This is a genomic window from Arthrobacter sp. E1SS-5, assembly GCF_057073715.1.
The window spans coordinates 530,620-546,457 of sequence record NZ_CP172703.1; the positions used below are offsets into that span (position 1 = coordinate 530,620).

18 protein-coding genes are annotated in these 15,838 nt (G+C 65.5%); 9 read left to right on the forward strand and 9 right to left on the reverse strand.

What is annotated here, in order from left to right; translation table 11 throughout:
• Positions 1-5: 5 nt before the first annotated feature.
• Positions 6-1,040, reverse strand: coding sequence for an isopenicillin N synthase family dioxygenase (locus tag ACIGJD_RS02640; protein WP_483688174.1), 1,035 nt, complete (start codon positions 1,038-1,040; stop codon positions 6-8).
• A 45-nt stretch (positions 1,041-1,085) separates the two neighbouring features.
• Here ACIGJD_RS02640 and ACIGJD_RS02645 point away from each other — a divergent pair, with 45 nt between their 5' ends.
• From ACIGJD_RS02645 to ACIGJD_RS02665, 5 genes are all read left to right on the forward strand, one after another.
• Positions 1,086-1,499, forward strand: coding sequence for an MmcQ/YjbR family DNA-binding protein (locus ACIGJD_RS02645; RefSeq protein ID WP_483688175.1), 414 nt, complete (start codon positions 1,086-1,088; stop codon positions 1,497-1,499).
• On the forward strand, positions 1,492-2,046 hold the full coding sequence (locus ACIGJD_RS02650) for a DUF1990 family protein (protein WP_483688176.1): 555 nt from the start codon (positions 1,492-1,494) through the stop codon (positions 2,044-2,046). Before ACIGJD_RS02645 ends, ACIGJD_RS02650 begins: the two co-directional genes overlap by 8 nt.
• Entirely contained in the window at positions 2,043-2,360 is a 318-nt protein-coding gene (locus ACIGJD_RS02655; protein WP_483688177.1) for a putative quinol monooxygenase, read from the forward strand. The genes ACIGJD_RS02650 and ACIGJD_RS02655 overlap by 4 nt, the downstream gene beginning before the upstream one ends.
• Before the next feature lie 76 nt (positions 2,361-2,436).
• The gene (locus ACIGJD_RS02660) at positions 2,437-2,730 is read left to right on the forward strand and encodes a DUF503 domain-containing protein (RefSeq protein WP_483688178.1); all 294 of its coding nucleotides are present in this window, start codon (positions 2,437-2,439) and stop codon (positions 2,728-2,730) included.
• Positions 2,731-2,984: 254 nt separating this feature from the next.
• Positions 2,985-3,794, forward strand: a complete 810-nt coding sequence (locus tag ACIGJD_RS02665; protein ID WP_483688179.1) for a hypothetical protein — start codon at positions 2,985-2,987, stop codon at positions 3,792-3,794.
• Positions 3,795-3,923: 129 nt separating this feature from the next.
• Here ACIGJD_RS02665 and purL read toward each other — a convergent pair whose 3' ends face one another.
• From purL to purS, 3 genes are read right to left on the reverse strand one after another with little or no spacing between them, the layout of a single operon-like run.
• Positions 3,924-6,233: a phosphoribosylformylglycinamidine synthase subunit PurL gene (gene purL, locus ACIGJD_RS02670; RefSeq protein ID WP_483688180.1), complete on the reverse strand. Its 2,310-nt coding sequence runs from the start codon at positions 6,231-6,233 to the stop codon at positions 3,924-3,926.
• Positions 6,230-7,003 (reverse strand): phosphoribosylformylglycinamidine synthase subunit PurQ, encoded by a 774-nt coding sequence (gene purQ, locus ACIGJD_RS02675; protein ID WP_483688181.1) that lies wholly within the window; start codon positions 7,001-7,003, stop codon positions 6,230-6,232. Before purQ ends, purL begins: the two co-directional genes overlap by 4 nt.
• Position 7,004: 1 nt before the next feature.
• Positions 7,005-7,256: a phosphoribosylformylglycinamidine synthase subunit PurS gene (purS, locus tag ACIGJD_RS02680; RefSeq protein WP_015935902.1), complete on the reverse strand. Its 252-nt coding sequence runs from the start codon at positions 7,254-7,256 to the stop codon at positions 7,005-7,007.
• Positions 7,257-7,501: 245 nt separating this feature from the next.
• On the opposite strand from purS, the gene ACIGJD_RS02685 reads away from it, so the two are divergent.
• Together ACIGJD_RS02685 and ACIGJD_RS02690 are read left to right on the forward strand one after the other, a co-directional pair.
• A complete protein-coding gene (locus ACIGJD_RS02685; protein WP_142131278.1) occupies positions 7,502-7,687 on the forward strand; it encodes a hypothetical protein in 186 nt (61 codons plus the stop codon).
• Between the two features lie 250 nt (positions 7,688-7,937).
• Positions 7,938-11,069 (forward strand): S8 family serine peptidase, encoded by a 3,132-nt coding sequence (locus ACIGJD_RS02690; RefSeq protein ID WP_483688182.1) that lies wholly within the window; start codon positions 7,938-7,940, stop codon positions 11,067-11,069.
• A gap of 91 nt (positions 11,070-11,160) precedes the next feature.
• Here ACIGJD_RS02690 and ACIGJD_RS02695 read toward each other — a convergent pair whose 3' ends face one another.
• The 4 genes from ACIGJD_RS02695 to ACIGJD_RS02710 all read right to left on the reverse strand — a co-directional run bounded on the left by ACIGJD_RS02695 (position 11,161) and on the right by ACIGJD_RS02710 (position 13,554).
• On the reverse strand, positions 11,161-11,493 hold the full coding sequence (locus tag ACIGJD_RS02695) for a serine protease inhibitor (RefSeq protein ID WP_483688183.1): 333 nt from the start codon (positions 11,491-11,493) through the stop codon (positions 11,161-11,163).
• Positions 11,490-12,422: a 3-methyladenine DNA glycosylase gene (locus ACIGJD_RS02700; RefSeq protein ID WP_483688184.1), complete on the reverse strand. Its 933-nt coding sequence runs from the start codon at positions 12,420-12,422 to the stop codon at positions 11,490-11,492. The genes ACIGJD_RS02695 and ACIGJD_RS02700 overlap by 4 nt, the downstream gene beginning before the upstream one ends.
• A complete protein-coding gene (locus ACIGJD_RS02705) occupies positions 12,400-12,969 on the reverse strand; it encodes an SSI family serine proteinase inhibitor (RefSeq protein ID WP_483688185.1) in 570 nt (189 codons plus the stop codon). The genes ACIGJD_RS02700 and ACIGJD_RS02705 overlap by 23 nt, the downstream gene beginning before the upstream one ends.
• A gap of 75 nt (positions 12,970-13,044) precedes the next feature.
• Positions 13,045-13,554 carry a MarR family winged helix-turn-helix transcriptional regulator gene (locus ACIGJD_RS02710; RefSeq protein WP_483688186.1) on the reverse strand — a complete coding sequence of 170 codons (510 nt, stop codon included), beginning with the start codon at positions 13,552-13,554 and terminating at the stop codon, positions 13,045-13,047.
• 77 nt (positions 13,555-13,631) lie between these two features.
• Between ACIGJD_RS02710 and ACIGJD_RS02715 the strand changes: the two genes are divergently transcribed.
• Positions 13,632-13,874, forward strand: a complete 243-nt coding sequence (locus ACIGJD_RS02715) for a hypothetical protein (RefSeq protein ID WP_483688187.1) — start codon at positions 13,632-13,634, stop codon at positions 13,872-13,874.
• Between the two features lie 116 nt (positions 13,875-13,990).
• Positions 13,991-14,206, forward strand: a complete 216-nt coding sequence (locus tag ACIGJD_RS02720) for a hypothetical protein (RefSeq protein WP_483688188.1) — start codon at positions 13,991-13,993, stop codon at positions 14,204-14,206.
• Between the two features lie 113 nt (positions 14,207-14,319).
• On the opposite strand, the gene ACIGJD_RS02725 is transcribed toward ACIGJD_RS02720, so the two are convergent.
• On the reverse strand, positions 14,320-15,678 hold the full coding sequence (locus ACIGJD_RS02725) for an aspartate kinase (RefSeq protein ID WP_483688189.1): 1,359 nt from the start codon (positions 15,676-15,678) through the stop codon (positions 14,320-14,322).
• Positions 15,679-15,838 lie beyond the last annotated feature (160 nt).

Below are 15,838 nucleotides of genomic sequence, written 5' to 3' on the forward strand. Positions count from 1 at the left end.
CGCCGTCAACTGGAGCGCTTGAGCAACTGCGGATAGTGCCGTTCCGTGACGTCCGGGTGGGCGCGCATCCGGCCCTTGAGCATGTTCATGCCGAAGGAAGCCAGGAGCGGGTTGGCGGGGTCATCGGTGATTCCCCTGGCAGCCGCCTTCAGGTCAGGAGCCAGCGGCACGGGTTCAATGACCGCGTCCAGCCGTGGCGACCAAAAGAACGGCACCGAGTAGCGATCAACACCGGGCGGGGGCGCCTGCACGCGATGGACGGTCGCCGCCAGGTACCCCTCGGTGGCCACTTCCAGCATCTCGCCAAGGTTTACCACCAGCGCTCCGGGGAGGGGTTCCACTGGCAGCCACTCGGTGGTACCGGGCGGCAGTACTTCAAGGCCGCCCACCTCGTCCTGCAGCAGGAGGGTCACGAAGCCGTAGTCCGCGTGTGAGCCCACGCCCTGGTCGCCGGCGGCCTCCACCACCCCGCCCACGTAATGCACCAGCTTGCCCATCCATGCAGGTGAATCGCGGAAAGGCTCGTCGAAGTAATCCTCCGGCAACTGCAGGGAAACAGCAATGGCCCGCAGCAGCTCCATCCCCACCCCGGACATCAGGTCGGCCCACTCCATGGCGGCAGGCCGAAGTTCGGGAAATGCCGCGTCCGGCCACAGGTTGGGTCCCTGCAGCAGCCAGTAAGGCTGGTCGTCCGGATAGTCCCTGACCGGTTCCCGCTCCGGCGAATAGTCAATTTGCTCGCGGGCGTCCGCCCGGCCCTGGGTCACCTCCGTGCCCATGCGGGTGTAGCCGCGGAAGTGCGGGGAAAGGCGGTTGTCCAGCTTCATCCGCTCCCCAAGCGGCAGGCTGAAGAATTGCCGGACCAGGTCCAGGAGTTCTTCGGCCTGGCCCGGTCGGCCGCCGTAACCGGTGATCTGGAAGAACCCCACATCGTGGGTGGCGTGCCGCAGCTCCTCAATAAACTCAGGGCGGAACGACCCGTAAGGCTGCCGTGCGGAACTCAAATCCAGAACAGGTATTGCTCCCTGGTCACGTGACATCCCTGCACACTAGCACCGCGCGGGCCCGCTTTATAGGCTTCCTTTATGGACCCAACTGCGCTGCGGGAGATCTGCCTGTCCTTCCCGGGAACCTATGAGGATTTCCCCTTCGGGCCCGAAACCTCGGTGTTCAAGGTCCGTGCCCACATTGCCGGCGGGGCCCGCCACGAGGCCAAGCTGTTTGCCCTGTCGTCCATGGACCAGGCCGATTTCTACGTGAACCTGAAGTGCGAACCGGCCCTGGCCGTGCAGTTGCGCGCAGTGCACCCGGCGATCACCGGCGCCTGGCATATGAACAAAACCCACTGGAATGGCATCCGCCTCGACGGCTCGCTGCCGGACGGAATGGTCCGGGACATGGTGGAGGACTCGTACGACCTTGTGGTGGCAGGCTTGAGCCGGAAGCAACGAGAGCAACTGGGGTGGGCACGCCTCGGGAGGGCAGGCGGCAATGACTGAAGAGGGACACTTTTCCGGCAAGTTCGGTTACCCGGGGGTGGGCGGCACCGAGCAGGGCAGCGTGCCCGAAGGTTACGACCGCGTCCTTGAGGAAGCCCGGCTGGGCGCCGGGCTGGACGTTTACCGGCGGGTGGCAGAAGGCATCCTGGGCTGGGAACTGCAGCGGCGGGCGGGCCTTCGGGTCCGCGCTGATTCGCCGCGGGCCGTGGCCGGGGCACACGTGGTGAGCGGATTCGGCGTCGGGCCCTTCCGCCTGCCCGCACCGTGCCAGGTGGTGTGGGTCAACGAGCCGGCCCCTGACGGCGTTCCGCAGTCCGCCGGCTTCGGTTACGGCACCCTGCCGGGCCACCCCGCCCGCGGGGAGGAGTCATTCGAGGTGGAGATCAACAGCCAGGGGGAGGTGTGGCTGAGGATCCGTGCCTTCAGCAGGCCCTCCAACTGGTTCTATGCGGCAGGCGGCCCGGTCACGCGGGCGGCGCAGCGCTACGTTACTTCCCGGTACATTGAAGGGGCACGCAGTCTCGCCGCGGAAGGAAAATCCCAGTGATCTTTATCGTCGTCAAGTTCAAGGTCAAGCCCGAGTGGTCCGAGCGCTGGCCGGACCTCGTGGCTGATTTCACCGAAGCCACCCGTAAAGAACCGGGCAACCTGTGGTTCGACTGGTCCCGCAGCCTGGACGACCCCAACGAGTATGTCCTGGTGGAAGCCTTCAAGGACGACGCCGCCGGTGACCACGTGAACAGTGACCATTTCCAGAAGGCCATGGCTGACATGCCCCAGGCCCTCGTCGAGACGCCCAGGATCATCAGCCGCCAGCTCGACGGCGAAGGCTGGGACCTCATGGGCGAACTCACCATCTAACCCCCGTCGATTGCTCCGTACTTGTCGTTTTGACCCGTCAGAACGACAAGTACGCAGCAGTCGATAGCATGAAGCCATGTGGATTGGCTGGAGTGAGTTCGACATCCTCCTTGGTGACGTACACAGCCTGAAGGAGAAACGCTCCGTGGTCCGGCCGCTCCTGGCTGAGCTCAAGCGCCGTTTTGAGGTCTCAGTCGCCGAGGTGGGGGACCACAGCCAGTACCGGCGCACGCAGCTTGGCGTTGGCCTGGTGGCAGCCGACAGGGCGCACCTCGTGGAGGTGCTGGCCGCCGTCGAACGCTTCGTGGCAGGCCGCCCGGAAATTGAACTGCTCAGCGTCCGCCAGCGGGAGCTCCACAGCGAAGATTAATCCCACTTCATCGGTTGCTGACTACTTGTCGTTTTGGCGGCTCAAAACGACAAGTACGGAGCAACCGATGGAGGGTGTGGATAACTTCTGCACGGGTTCCGCGGTTCTGGTGTCATGGACCGATGAAGACCCCACGCTCATTACCGGAGGAACTCCGGGGCCGCCCCTTCACCCTTGTTGACGCTTCAGGTGCCGGAGTCTCCCCACGCCGCTGGCGGCACAGGTCGCTAACGTACCGTGGCAGGGGTATCAGGATGGAGGGAACGACGGCGGAGCTTCCGTTGGGCACGCGGGTCCGGCCTTTCCTCGAGGTCAATGAGCTGTGTGCAGCCTCGCACGTGACTGCTGCGGAGCTACATTCGCTGCCACAGCGGCGCCAGGACGACGCCTTTGACGTTTACCACCTCATCCGTCCGGAGGGCGCCGCCCACCTGGACAGGCCCCACGTCATCGTGCACCGGATGAAGCTGTATGAGGACGAAGTCATGAAAATTAACGGGATTCCGGTGACGACGCGGGCGCGAACCTGGCTGGATATGGCTGAGCTGCTGTCCGTCGACGAAATCGTGGCCATGGGGGACCACTGCGTCCGCGTACCCAGGCCCGGGTTTGAGGACCGGGACATGCCACTGTGCAGCATAAGGGACCTGCAGCGAACGATTGACAGGCACCGGGGAAAGCGGGGGCTCCGGAAGGCGAAGGAGGCCCTGGAACTCATCCGGGTCGGATCGGATTCGCCCCAGGAAACGATGCTCCGGCTCGCCATCGTCCGCGCGGGCCTGCCCGAACCCGAGCTGAACGTTCCGATTATCAGTGGGGACGGCGCCAGGCACCATGAACCTGACCTGTCTTACCGCAAATACAAGATCGGCATTGAGTACGAGGGCGAGCACCACGGCGAGGAAGGCCAGATCGCCAGGGACATAGCGCGCTCAGAACGGTACGCGGCCCTGGGATGGACGGAAGTCATGATTTCAAAGCGTCATATGCTCAACGACGCCAAGCCGGCCGCGGCCAAGGTACTTGTTGCCCTGGTTCAGGCCGGCTGGCGGAGGGGTTCTTAAAAACGATTGTCCCCACCGGCTCCCAGCCTTCGCAAGCTCAGGCCGGGCCCCTCGCCGGCGGGGGCCCACCGTACTTGTCGTTCTGACGGTTCAAAACGACAAGTACGGAGCAATCGATGGTGGGGAAGACTAGCCGAAGTACTTCGGCAGGGTCCCCTCGTGGGCTTCGCGGAGGGCGTCGAGGGACAGGCTCTCCACGCCGTTGATCTCCAGGGCACCGCTGGCTGCGTCCACCACACCGATGCGGGTGTGGGCGAAACCGCGGGCGGTGCACATGTCGGTGAAGCGGACTTCCTCGGAACGCGGGACGCCCACGATGGCGCGGCCCTGCGACTCGGAGAAGAGCGCCGTGAACAGGTCCACGCCGTCCCGGTCCATGACGTCCTGCAGGGCAATCCGCGCACCCACACCGTAGCGCAGTGAAGACTCCACAAGGGCAGCGGCGAGGCCGCCTTCGGAGAGGTCGTGCGCGGCGTCGATCATCCCGTCGCGGGAAGCGTTGATCAGGATCTCACCCAGGGCGCGCTCGGCCTCGAGGTCCACCTTCGGCGGCTGCCCGCCCAGGTGCCCGCGCATGTTGGCCCACTCGGAACCGTCCAGCTCGGCACCGGTGGTGCCCAGCAGGTAGATGGCCTGCCCGTCCTCGCGCCAGCCTGACGGCGTGCGCCGCGCGACGTCGTCGAGCTTGCCCAGGACCGCCACCACGGGGGAGGGGTGGATGGGCGTGGTGCCCGTCTGGTTGTACAGCGAGACGTTGCCGCCGGTGACCGGGATGCCCAGCACCATGCAGGCGTCGGACAGGCCCCGGATGGCTTCGGCCAACTGCCACATGACATCCGGGTCCTCTGGGGAGCCGAAGTTCAGGCAGTCGCTGACGGCCATGGGGATGGCGCCCGCGGTGGCTACGTTGCGGTAGGCCTCGGCCAGCGCCAGCTGTGCACCGTGGTACGGATCGAGGTAGGTGTAGCGGCCGTTGGCATCAGTGGCCAGGGCCACGCCCAGGCCGGTTTCCTCGTCAACGCGGACCACGCCGGCGTCGTCGGGGAATGCCATGGAGGTGTTGCCGCCCACGTAGCGGTCGTACTGGTTGGTGATCCAGGACTTGGAGCACATGTTCGGCGATGCCACGAGTTCGGTGACGGCCTTTGCCAGCTCAGCCGGGGCGGCCGGGCGGCCAGCATCCTGGACGGAACCGGTGAACGTGTCGGCCTGGACGGAATCCTGCCACTCGGGACGGGCGTACGGGCGGTCGTAGACGGGGCCGTCGTGCGCCACGGTGCGGGGATCGACGTCGACAATCACGTCGCCTTCCCAGGTGATGATGAGGCGGCCGGTGTCGGTCACCTCGCCCAGCCATGAGTACTCGACGGCCCACTTGTCCATGACGGCCTCAAACGCTTCCACGTTCTCGGGGGTGACCACGGCCATCATGCGTTCCTGCGACTCGGACATCAGGATCTCGCCCGGGGTCAGCGTGGGGTCGCGCAGCAGGACGGAGGTCAGCTCAACCTGCATGCCGCCGTCGCCGTTGGAGGCCAGCTCGGACGTGGCGCAGGAGATGCCCGCCGCGCCAAGGTCCTGGATGCCTTCCACCAGGGAGCCCTTGAAGAGCTCCAGGCAGCACTCGATGAGCACCTTTTCGGCAAACGGGTCGCCCACCTGCACGGCGGGGCGCTTGGACGGCTTGGTGTCGTCGAAGGACTCGGAGGCCAGAACGGAGGCTCCGCCGATGCCGTCGCCGCCGGTGCGTGCACCGAAGAGGACCACCTTGTTGCCCTTGCCGGACGCGTTGGCCAGGCGGATGTCCTCGTGGCGCATGACGCCCACGGCCAGGGCGTTGACCAGCGGGTTGCCCTGGTAGACGGAGTCGAACACCATCTCTCCGCCGATGTTCGGCAGGCCCAGGGAGTTGCCATAGCCGCCGATGCCGGCCACGGCACCGTGCATGACGCGGGCGGTGTCCGGGTGGTCAATCGCGCCGAAGCGCAGCGGGTCCATGACGGCCACCGGGCGGGCGCCCATGGAGATGATGTCGCGGACAATGCCGCCGATGCCGGTCGCGGCACCCTGATAGGGCTCAACGAACGACGGCGAGTTGTGCGATTCGATCTTGAAGGTCACGGCCCAGCCGTCCCCCAGGTTGGTCACGCCGGCGTTTTCGCCGATGCCCACCAGCATGTCCTTCTTCATTTCCTCGGTGACCTTCTGGCCGAACTGGCGCAGGTGGTTCTTGGAGGACTTGTAGGAGCAGTGCTCGCTCCACATGACGGAGTACATGGCCAGCTCGGCGCCGGTGGGGCGCCGGCCCAGGACCTTGACGATCTCGTCGAACTCGTTCTGCTTCAGGCCCAGCTCGGCCCAGGGCAGTTCGGTGTCCGGAGTCTTGGCAGCGTTCTCGACGGTGTCGATGTTGAACTTCTTGGTGGTTTCGGTGGTCACTTGTCGCCTCCCACAATCTTGTTCAGTACGGAGGTGAAGAAACCGAGGCCGTCGGTGTCGGACCCGCCGATCCCGTCCAGCGACTCGGGGCCAAAGCCCGCCTCCACGGCATGCTCGGGGTGCGGCATGAGGCCCACCACGTTGCCGGCGGCGTTGGAGATGCCGGCGATGTCGCGGCGGGAGCCGTTCGGGTTGAAGCCCACGTAGCGGAACACCACGCGGCCCTCGGCCTCAAGGGCATCCAGGGTTTTCTCGTCAGCGATGTACTGGCCGTCCTGGTTCTTCAGCGGGATGGTGATTTGCTGGCCCGCCTCATAGTCCAGCGTCCACGCGGTGTTGTTGTTCTCCACGCGAAGGACCTGGTCGCGGCAGAGGAACTTCAGGTGGTCGTTTTTGATCATCGAACCGGGCAGCAGGTGCGACTCGGTAAGGATCTGGAAACCGTTGCAGATGCCGAGGACCGGCAGCTTGGCGTCGCTGTTGGCGGCGTCGATGATCTTTGACATCAGCGGGGCGAAGCGGGCAATGGCGCCCGCCCGGAGGTAGTCACCGTAGGAGAAGCCGCCGGGGATGACTACGGCGTCCACGTCACCAAGTTCGGTGTCGCCGTGCCAAAGTTCGACGGCGGTGGCGCCGGCCAGGCGGACGGCGCGGGCAGCGTCCCGGTCGTCCAGGGTGCCAGGGAAGGTAACGACGCCGATCCGGGCGCCGGCGAGGCGCGGTTCCGCCGCGACAGCGACAGCTTCGCCGATAAGGGGAAGTTCACTCATCTCAGGCCTCGACGACCTCGACGTTGACGACGTCCTCGATGACCGGGTTGGAGAGGAGGGTCTCGGCGGCATCGCGGGCCTGGGCCAGGATTTCCTCGGTCACCTCGCCGTCGACCGTCAGTTCGAAGCGCTTGCCCTGGCGGACAGAGCTGAAGCTGGTGAAGCCCAGCCGGGGGAGAGCGCCAACGATTGCCTTCCCCTGCGGGTCCAGAATCTCGGGCTTGGGCATGACGTCAACAACGATCCGGGGCATCCGGTAACTCCTGTGCGTGAGCTTGGGTAAGGGCGCAGCGGAGTGGTGCCGTCTCACGCCGTACCGGGGTGTCGGGGGACATGGTGGACGGGCGCTCCGCGAGCTTGCCCTATCATTCTACCGGCCCGGGCGCGTCCCTCTGTATTCGGCGGGTTCGGGGGAGGGATGCGCCGCCGGACGTCAGCTCCGGTTCCGCTTCCAGGGGTGCTATGGAGTTGCCTGGAGGCCTTCACTAGGATTGCTGGATGGCTGAGAATTCAAAGTCCGTGCTGTTGCCGATGGTCGCCGCGGCGGTGTTCGCCGGCCTGGGCAGGATGGTTTTTCAGAAGATAAAAGCGGACCGGGTGGCCCGCGAGACGCGGGTAGCCGGCCCTGTGGACGAAAAGACCAGGCAGTGGATCAGCGACGTGGTGCGGACTCCGCGCCACTAACGCGGCCTCCCGCCCGCAAATCGTCGGGGCGTCCTTTGGGGCGCCCTTTTTCATGCCCGGAACTGCCCGGGCATGCCGGTGTGACAAGCGAAAAATTCGTAAATGTGCTCTATGTCATATCCTGCTCTCAGTCTGTACTCTGTGAACAGTCTGGTCTCAGCGAATTACAAGACCTGTAATTTCCTTCTGCAGTGCCAGTCGTTCGGGGGCGCCCACCAAGTCTGGGCGGCACATCGTGAAAGGGTTGCACGTGAAATCAACTGGAAAGAGCCCCTCGCGGGCTGGGGGACTCCGGAAGGCGGCCGCGCTGGCCGTTGGGTTGCCCCTTATCCTCAGCTCGCTGGCAGTGGGTCCCGCATCGGCGGCCCCTGACGGCCAGGGCGGGGGGAACGCTTCCTCCAGCGCAAAGGACAGTCAATTCAAGGATGGCCGGTACATCGTGGTGCTGGCCGGACCCGCTGCCGCGGCATATGAAGGGGGAACTGCCGGGCTTGGTGCAACCAAGCCCCAGCAGGGCAGGAAGCTCGACGCCGGCAGCCCCAACTACAAGGCGTACGACGCCCACCTTCGCAAGCAGCAGCGCGACGTTGCGGCCGCCCAGGGGGTCACTCCGGCCAAGCAATACACCGCGGCCTTGAACGGGTTCACCGCGGAACTGACCGCCGCGCAGGCCTCGGCGCTGTCCAAGGACAGCCGGGTCCTGGTGGTGGCACCCGACGTCGAAAACAAGCCGGATTACACAACCACCGACTTCCTCAAGCTCACCGGTCCCGACGGTTCCTGGGCCAAGCAGTTCGGCGGAGAAGCCAACGCCGGCAAGGGCGTGGTGGTGGGCGTCATCGACTCAGGCTACGCACCGGACAACCCCTTCCTCCAGGGCGAAGCGCTGCAGCCGCTGCAGGGCAGCCCGCAGGTGGGCGTCCCCTACCGCACCGCTGACGGCAAGATCGCCATGCTGAAGTCGGACGGCACCACGTTCGAGGGCGAATGCCAAAAGGGTGAGGGGACCGGGGCAGGCTTTGACGGCTCGCTCTGCAATTCGAAGGTCATCGGCGCCCGCTACTTCGCCGATTCCTTCCTCCAGTACGTTGCGCCGGGAAACCGGGCACCGGAGGAGCAGATCTCCCCGGTGGACGTCGGCAGCCACGGCACCCACACCGCCACCACGGCAGCCGGCAACGCCAATGTTGAGCAGGTGATCGACGGGGCCAGCTTCGGCAAGAGCTCGGGCGTGGCCCCGGCCGCCAAAGTTTCCGTTTACAAAGTCTGCTGGGAGGACACCAACCCGGACACCGGCGGGTGCTACTCCTCGGCTTCCGTTGAGGCTGTGGACGCAGCCATCAAGGACGGCGTCGACGTCCTGAACTACTCCATTTCGGGCAACAACAACAGCACCACCGATCCGGTCGCGCTGGCCTTCCTGAACGCCGCAGCCGCAGGAATCTTCGTCTCGGCCTCTGCAGGGAACTCCGGCCCCACGGCCTCCACCGTGAACCACGCATCACCGTGGCTGACCACGGTGGCCGCCTCCACCTTCCCCAGCGACCTGCAGGGCACGGTCAAGGTCTCCGACGGATCGCTGTACCGCGGCGCCTCCATCATGAAGTCCGAAGTGGCGGACAAGCCTGTTGTGGTTGCCGCTGCAGCCGCTGCTCCCGGCGCCGCAAATCCCAACCTGTGCGGTCCGGGAACCCTTGACGCCACCAAGGTGGCCGGCAAGGTTGTGGTCTGCGACCGCGGAGTGGTGGACCGGACCGCCAAGAGCAAGGAGGTCCAGGACAAGGGCGGCGTGGGTATGATCCTGGTGAACCTCACCAGCAGCTCGGAGGACGCCGACAACCACGTCATTCCCACGGTCCACGTCAATGCGCCCAAGAGCCTGGAACTGAAGTCCAAGCTGGAAGCCAACCCGGCGCTGACCGTCAGCCTGGTCAAGGGCGACCTGACCGGCCTTCCCCCGGCTCCGGCACCCCAGATTGCAGGGTTCTCATCGCGCGGACCCACCCTCGCCTCCGGCGGTGACCTGCTGAAGCCGGACATCTCCGCCCCGGGCGTCAACGTCCTGGCCGGCGTCTCCACCATTGGCAACCACGGCGACCAGTTCGGGTTCATGTCCGGCACGTCCATGGCCGCACCGCACATCTCCGGCTTCGGCGCCCTGGTACTGGGCAAGCAGCCCAAGTGGACCCCCGCCATGGTGAAGTCCGCCATGATGACCACCGCCTACCCGCTGGTCAACGCCGATGGCTCGCCCAACACCGACCCCTTCCAGGGCGGTGCCGGACACATCGATTCAACCCGGGTCCTCGATCCAGGCCTGGTCTATGACTCCGGCATCCAGGACTGGCTCGGCTTCCTCAACGGCCAGGGCGTGGACACCGGGGCCCCGCAGGCAGGCTCCATTGCTGCCCGCGACCTCAACCTGCCCTCCATTGCGCTGGGCAGCCTGGTGGGAGAGGTCCAGGTGAAGCGCAAGCTGACCGCACTGGTCCCGGGCATGTACCGCCCGGAGGTGAACATGCCGGGCTTCAACGTCAATGTGGAACCCAAGGCGCTGAACTTCGCCAAGGCGGGCCAGACCCGCGAAGTGACCGTGACCATCCGCAACGCCAGTGCACCGGTGGGCAAGTTCAGCACCGGAAGCCTCACCTGGAAGGGCCCGCGGACGGTGACCTCACCGATCGCCATCCGCCCGGTCGACGCACAGATCGCTCCGTCGTTCTCCTTCAGCTCCGCCACCGGCACCGGCAGCGGCACCATGGAACTGGTCTCCGGCTCGGACAGCCCCATCGCCGTGGGCGTCGAGGGCCTTGCACCCCTGAGCCAGACCGCAATCACCAAGACGCCGGGCGAGTACGCGCCTACAAATGACGCGCACAACGCCCTGCTCCAGGTGAAAGTCCCGGCAGGCGTCTCGTTTGCCCGTCTGGGCATCCAGGCGCAGTCGAACGACGTCGACTGGGACATGGTGGTCTACGCACCGAACGGTTCGGGCGGGCTGACGGCCACCCAGGTGGCCACGGCATCTGCGAGTGAGTTCCTGGACATCGAGTCTCCGCGCGCCGGAACCTACTATGTGGTGGCCAATCTGTACGCCACGCCGGACAACGGGCCTGCCACTGCCTCAGTGCAGGCGGTGACCTTCGCCGGTGACGCAGGCAACCTTACGGTGAACCCGAACCCCATTGTGGCACCGAACGGAACCGCCACCTCGGCGACGCTGAACTGGACCGGGCTCGCTGAAGGCTCCTACCTCTCGCGCCTGAGCCTCGGCAGCAACGGCATCAAGACCTGGGTGAACGTCCAGGTGGGAGCAGGCACCACACCTGCCCCGGCCGGCGCTCCCCAGCTTGGCCTGGCCCAGGCGGTACCCGCCACCTGACAGGGTAGAGATGGGGGGGAGGTCCCGGGTGGTCGCCAGGCCGCCCGGGACCTTTTCCGTTCCTGCGGAGTCTTCCCTTGCCTGGGAGTAGCTAGGTGGCCGTGCCGCCCAGCAAGGGGGCCATCGCTTTCCAGCGCGCGATTTCGCACCCGTCTGTGCGGGTGAAGGTCGAATGCACGGTGCGCCCATGGAACGTCCCGGTGACCACGGCTACCTGCGGCCCGCCGTACTGCTGGGTGCACAGCCTGGGTGGCCCGGGCTTGGGGAAGAAGATATCCTCGCCGAAACGCTCTACGGCTGCCAGGGCCGCCCCCGGGTCCGGCAAGGTGGTCCCGGCATGGGGGTGGCCGTCCCCGGCCAGCAGGCGGAACACGTGTTCGGGAGCTTCCGGATCTTCCCGGAGGCTGATAGTCAGGTCAATCACCGTGATACCTCTTCTGCCATGGCCCCAAGCTCCGCCGCGACCCTGTTCCGCAGGACTCCCGCTTCCGCTGCAAATGCGCGCTGGTACTCGACGTAGGCGGCTTTGCCCTGGGGCGTCTCGATGGCGATGGCAGGGTAGCCCCAGTCGGCCAGATCGTAGGGGGATGCCTGCATGTCCATGGCCCTGATCCGCCATGACAGTTCAAAGCAGTCCATGACCAGTTCGCTGGACAGTGCAGGCAGCAGTTTGTAGGCCCACTTGTACAGGTCCATATTGGCGTGGAGGCAACCGGGCTGCTCCAGGTGCCGCTGCGTTTCCCGGCTGGGGGAATGTTCATTGAGCGGGATGGCGTCCGGAGTGTAGAAGCGGAACGCATCGAAGTGGGTGCAGCGGATCCTGTTGTCCTCCACCACCTTGTCCGTGCCGGCGGCTCCCAGCCGGAGCTGCAGGTACTCATGGCGGAGGTCGAACTTGTCCTGCCGGTAGACCATGGCCCACTCGTGCAGGCCGAAGCAGCCAAACTGGGCGGGCCTGGCCGCAGTGCCGCGAAGGATAATGCCGGCAAAGGCCACCGCTTCCTTGCGGTCGTCGAGGAAGGCGCTCCGGTCGAAGGTGACCGCGGTGCTGCCCGCCGCCAGCCCCAGGGAGGCGAGCTCGTCGTCGTCGAGCCTCCGGTAGTGCTTCCAGCCAACCCGCGCGGCGGCCTGGCCGCCGGTGAGGACTGTCCCGGCACCTGGGTGCCAGCGCTTCAGCTGGCCGGGTTTTTGCGTGTAGTAGGTGAAGAGAAAATCCTCAACAGGGTGTTTTTGCCCGGCCGACCGGCGGGCCAGGTAGGGATCGGCATAGCGGCTGACACGCTGCACATGGGCTTCCTCCCTGTCCCGCGCACCGTCAGCCGCCAGGAGCTTAAGACGCTCCACCGGCCGCACCCAAAACGTCCTTGGCGGCATCCCACGCGCTGATTTCACATCCATTGGTCCGGGCGAAGGATGAATCGACGGCGACACCATCCACTACCCCCGTGATGGTCGCCTTTTGGGGGCCGCCGTACTGCTGGGTGCAGGCCTGGGAGCTTGTCGGCTTCGACGGAGCCAGGATGTCCGGGTTTGCCTTGATTGCCGCGCAGGCCGCAGCGGCATTGGGATGGCTGCTTTCCGCGGCCGGTGTTCCCGAGGTGCAGACCAGCGTGTAGTCGACCTCAGGTGCGCCCTGGGACGGCACCACCGTGATGGCCAGTTCGGCGTTCCCCAGTCCCGGGCCGGCGCTTGGACGCGATGAAGCGGGAGCGGGGGCCGGTACCGAGGTTTCCGTGTCAGGGGAGGGGGTGGCAGAGCCGGCGGGAGAACTCGAGGAGCTGCCCGGGTTGGTGGAAGGGGCTGTGGACCCGGTTGTGCCGTTGTCGGGGGTACCACTGCAACCGGAGACCAGCCCGGCGGTCACGGCCAGGAAGACCGCGAGTGTCCGAAAATTGCGCATCAGCCCACCTCTCGTTCGTCCAGTAATTCTAGTCGCTTGGCGTACGGCGGCAGGTTTTCGTTTGGCCGCAATCACTCATTGGGAGGTGGCGGCAATCAGCCCCATCATCGAGGCATGCAGTTCGGCGACCTGTTCGCGGGTCAGCCCCAGCCGCTCCATCATGGTGCCCGGCACCCTCAGTGCCTGCTGCCTCAATGCGGCACCCTTGGGTGTCAATTCGACGGAGAGCGCGCGCTCGTTCCCGTCGGCCCGCTGGCGAGTGATCAGGTCCGCTGCCTCCAATCGGCGGAGGAGCGGGGAAATCGTGGCCGGCTCCTGCGCGAGCGCCTCACTGATGTTCCGGACCGTCCGCGGGCTGTCTTCCCAAAGGCAGAGCATCACCAGGTACTGCGGATGGGTGAGATTGAGCTTTTCCAGCACGGGTTTATAGGCTCCCACCACGCTGCGGGCAGCCACTGTGAGGGCAAAGCAGAGTTGGTGTTCCAGCAGCAGGTCTTCCTCCTGCACATCTGCTCCTGCCGCCTCCTGCACATCTGCTCCTGCCGCGTCTGTTGCTTTTGCTTCCGTCGCCGTTGTGGCGGTCATGGCCCCTCCAACTGTTAGTGCACTAATTATTAGTGTACATTTGATGTAGTTGGACGGTGAGTGGAAGGAACTTCTTCATGGGCAGGGACAAGTCCGCGGACAAGGGCAACGCCTCCCAACGCTTTATGCGTGCCACGGGAAAGTTGAGGGCCATCTTCGGCCCCGCCAGCCGCACCGCCCTGGGACACGACATGACCGAAGAGAACCGCACGCTGCTTGCCCAGCGCCAGGCGGAGACCCGGCAATGGGAAACCATCACCAGGCCGGACGGCAGCACCTACGTCGTCCCAAAGAACCCCGAAGACCGCTCCCTGCGGTGACGGGTCCGCCTCCACGCGCCGGCTCCTTTTTCGCTGCCCGGGCTTAAAATAGGGGCACTGGCTCCCACCGGAGCCGGCTGCACTTTCGCCCGAGGCTCGGGAAGGGGGTGGATACAGTGGCACATGTCCTCAGCGGCTTCATGAGCCTGACTGACAGGCTCCGTTTCGTCTTCGGTCCCGCCACCCGACTGGATGCCGATGCGCCGGTGGTGCACAAGCACGATGAATTTGAACAGGCCTCCGAAGAGGAACTCACGCACTTCGTCGTTGAAACCGACTCAACCGGACACCACTACGCCGTGCGCCGCGAAGACCTGGAACGCGAAAGCTGATTCTTTCCGCCGCGCTTCCTGAAAGCGCAAAGCACCACGGCACCAAAAAGCCGGGCTGCCCTTCCCTCTGGGAAATCCAGGGAAAGGGAGCCCGGCCTTTTGCCAGCGCGGTTTTAGCGGCCGGTGCCGCCGTAAACCGTGGCTTCGCTTTCGGTATCGAGCCCGAACGCTTTGTGGATGACCCGCACAGCTTCGTCGAGCAGGTCCGCGTGCGTCACCACGGAGATCCGGATTTCGGACGTGGAGATCATGTTGATGTTGATGCCGGCGTCGGAGAGCGCCTTGAAGAACGTGGCGGAGACTCCGGGGTGGGACCGCATGCCGGCACCGATCAGGGAGAGCTTGCCTATCTTCTCGTTGTATTCGATGGCCTCGAAGCCGATCTGGTCCTGCGCCGCGTGAAGGGCGGCCAGGGCGTCGGCACCTTCGATGATGGGCAGGGTGAAGGAGATGTCGGTCTTGCCCGTGCCGTGGGTGGAGACGTTCTGCACGATCATGTCGATATTCGAGTGTGCATCGGCGATGACCTGGAAGATCGCGGCGGCCTTGCCGGGGATGTCGGGGACGCCGACCACGGTGACCTTCGCTTCGGAACGGTCATGCGCAACGCCGGAGATGATTGGCTGCTCCAAGGCAACTCCCTCTTGAGTGGTGATCTTGTCGTCGGCGCTGGGGATGACCCAGGTGCCTTCATGCTGGCTGAATGAGGAACGGACGTGCAGTGGCACACCGAACCGGCGGGCGTACTCGACGCAGCGCAGGTGGAGGATCTTGGCACCCGAGGCCGCGAGTTCCAGCATCTCTTCGCTGGAGATGGTGTCAATTTTCTGTGCGGAGGGGACAACGCGGGGGTCGGCCGTGAAAATGCCGTCCACGTCCGTGTAGATCTCGCATACATCAGCTTCAAGGGCTGCGGCCAGGGCCACTGCGGTGGTGTCCGAACCGCCGCGGCCCAGCGTGGTGATCTCGTGGGTGGTGCGGCTCATGCCCTGGAAACCGGCCACGATGGCGATGTTGCCCTTGTCCAGGGCGGTGCGGATGCGGTGCGGGTCGACGTCGATAATCCGCGCCTTGCCGTGGATACCATCGGTGATCATGCCTGCCTGGGATCCGGTGAAGGACTGGGCGGAAGCGCCAAGCTTGTTTATGGCCATGGCAAGCAGGGCCATGGAGATACGTTCACCGGCCGAAAGGAGCATGTCCATTTCGCGGGCGGGCGCGGAGTCGGTGACCTCGGCGGCGAGGTCGAGGAGTTCGTCGGTGGTGTCGCCCATTGCCGAAACAACCACCACCACCTCGTTGCCGGCCTGCTGGGCAGCCACCACTCGCGCGGCCACGCGTTTGATCCCTGCCGCGTCCGCAACGGACGAGCCGCCGAATTTCTGCACAATGAGCTGCTTGGTCACCGCGCCGGCGGCGGGTGCTGCCTGCGGCTCTGTTGCGTTGTGCACTTCGGTGGTGGGCGTACTCATGCGCGTACCTTCATTGGGTCAATTGGAAGTTCTGGGAGGCCAGGCGGCCCGGCGCCGGGCGGGCGCAGCTTTCCTTGGGACAGTTTATCGCCGTGCCCGGAGGGACGTTTAATTGTGACCACATACCGGCCACAGCACCTCCCGGTGCCGGCAGGTCAAG